This is a genomic window from Limnospira sp. PMC 289.06 (assembly GCF_032350395.1).
GTDB classification, from domain to species: Bacteria; Cyanobacteriota; Cyanobacteriia; order Cyanobacteriales; family Microcoleaceae; genus Limnospira; species Limnospira platensis.
Window position 1 is genome coordinate 1 of the sequence record NZ_JARPLC010000300.1, and the last position, 1,469, is coordinate 1,469.

1 protein-coding gene is annotated in these 1,469 nt (G+C 41.7%); it reads left to right on the forward strand.

Features of this window, described 5'->3' with window-relative positions:
• On the forward strand, positions 1-1,316 hold a 1,316-nt coding region (locus P5674_RS24635), incomplete at its 5' end, for a reverse transcriptase domain-containing protein (RefSeq protein WP_315670390.1).
• Positions 1,317-1,469: the final 153 nt, after the last annotated feature.

Here is a 1,469-nt window from a genome sequence, read left to right on the forward strand (position 1 = left end):
GGGAGTCAAGATTTGAGGGCACTAGCTATGGGTTCCGTCCCGGACGGTCAGCCCAAGATGCAATAAACAGAATTTATACTGCCATAAATCAAGGACAGTACTATGTTCTTGACGCAGATATAGCAAAATGCTTTGACCGAATAAACCATGATTACCTACTGTCAAAAATTCATTGTCCAAGCAACCTAAAAAGAGACCTGAAACAATGGCTCAAAGCAGGCGTGCTAGATAACGGTGTATTTGAGGATACAGAAGCAGGGACACCCCAGGGAGGGGTAATAAGTCCAATACTCGCCAACATCGCACTGTTGGGAATGGTTAGGTTAATAGAAAAAAGGTATCCTAAAGTAAAAGGGGTTAAAGTTAAAGCCACCTTAATAAGATATGCCGATGATTTTGTAGTGATATCACCATCACTAGAAATTATTGAACAGTGCAAGACTGCTATTTCTGAATGGCTAAACCCTGTAGGATTAGAGATTAAACCCGAAAAGACCCGAATATGTCACACACTCAAGCCTATTGAGTACAATGACAAAATTGAAGAACCGGGGTTTGACTTTCTAGGATTCAATATCAGGCAATATCCCGTAGGAAAGTATAAATCTGGGAAAACAGGTGGGGGAGCAAGCCGATTAATCGGACATAAAACCCACATAAAACCCAGCAACAAAGCAGTTAAAGCCCACACAGAAGTGATTAAAGGTGTGATTAAACAACATAGAACAGCACCTCAATCAGCCTTGATTAGTAGACTAAATCCAATTATTCGGGGATGGTCAAATTATTACTCAGCGGTAGTCTCAACAGAGACCTTCAATAAGCTAGACAAAACAATCTGGCAAATGTTAAAGGCATGGACAGTATCAAGATGCGGAAAGGCAAATCACGAAAAGCTAAGTAATTATTTCAGACATGGAACAATTAAACTTAGCAATGGGAAAGAAAGACACGAAAATTGGCTGTTCCAAACCAAAGATGGGTTACATCTATTCAAACACAACTGGACTCCAATTGTCAGACATACCCTAATACGCCCTGACGCAACACCATACGACGGAAATTGGACTTACTGGGCAACCAGGAAAGGACAAGCAATCGACACGCCAATTAGGGTAGCAAAACTACTCAAAAAACCAAAAGGTAGATGTACCTGGTGTGGGCAATTCTTTACCCCATCAGATTTAATTGAAGTAGACCACATTGTACCTAGAAGCCATGGCGGAAAGGATGAATACAAGAATCTTCAACTATTACATCGCCACACCCGCGATGATAAGACAGCTCTTGATGAAGAGATGATGCTGTACTCTTAACAAGGAGACGGTCAGACTAGGAGCCGTATGAGGTGAAAGTCTCAAGTACGGTTTTGAATGGGAGGGGATGGAGGTGACTCCATTCTCGACCCCTAATCAAGGCAGGGAACCCAAGGTCAAAACGAACTAACTCATACAATTCCTTATAGGAAA